This window comes from Pseudomonas sp. EL_65y_Pfl1_R83, assembly GCF_963970695.1.
Classification (GTDB): domain Bacteria; phylum Pseudomonadota; class Gammaproteobacteria; order Pseudomonadales; family Pseudomonadaceae; genus Aquipseudomonas; species Aquipseudomonas tritici.
In genome coordinates this window covers 1-515 of sequence record NZ_CAXAQI010000259.1, presented here as the reverse complement: position 1 = coordinate 515, position 515 = coordinate 1, and the positions used below count along the sequence as shown (strand labels likewise).

At 69.5% G+C, this 515-nt stretch carries 1 pseudogene; it reads left to right on the top strand.

Annotation, left to right across the window (positions count from 1 at the left end):
- Positions 1-260 precede the first annotated feature (260 nt).
- Positions 261-515 (top strand): annotated as a pseudogene (locus AACY08_RS28740) (ATP-binding cassette domain-containing protein); the annotation flags it as partial.

Sequence of the window (515 nt, the reverse complement as noted above, 5' to 3'; positions counted from 1 at the left end):
ACGATCTTCTGCCTCCCCGGCGAAGGCCGGGCCCCAGTCGTGAGCGGTGAGATGGTGCGCGCAGCGCTTACGAGCAGCGGTCTCTGCGACTGGGCCCCGGCCTTCGCCGGGGTGGTGGATTGGTCGAGTGGCTGGCAGCAGCGCTCCCCAATGCTCACCTCGGCACCGTGGTCGGCGCGGACCGGATCATCGCCTCCGCAACCGAAAAAGCCGCGCTCCATGCGCACACTGGCGCGATCGCGGTCGACATGGAATCGCACATCGCCGCCCGCGTCGCCGAGATGGTGGCGCTGGTGAAGCTCGAAGGTCTCGAGCGGCGCAGGCCCGATCAGCTCTCCGGCGGTCAGCGCCAGCGCGTGGCGCTGGCGCGCGCGATCGCGGTCGAGCCCGACGTGCTGCTGTTCGACGAGGCGCTGTCGGCGCTCGATCGCAAGCTGCGCGAGGAGATGCAGATCGAGCTGCGCCAGATCCAGCGTACCATCGGCACCACCACCATCCTCGTGACGCACGACCAG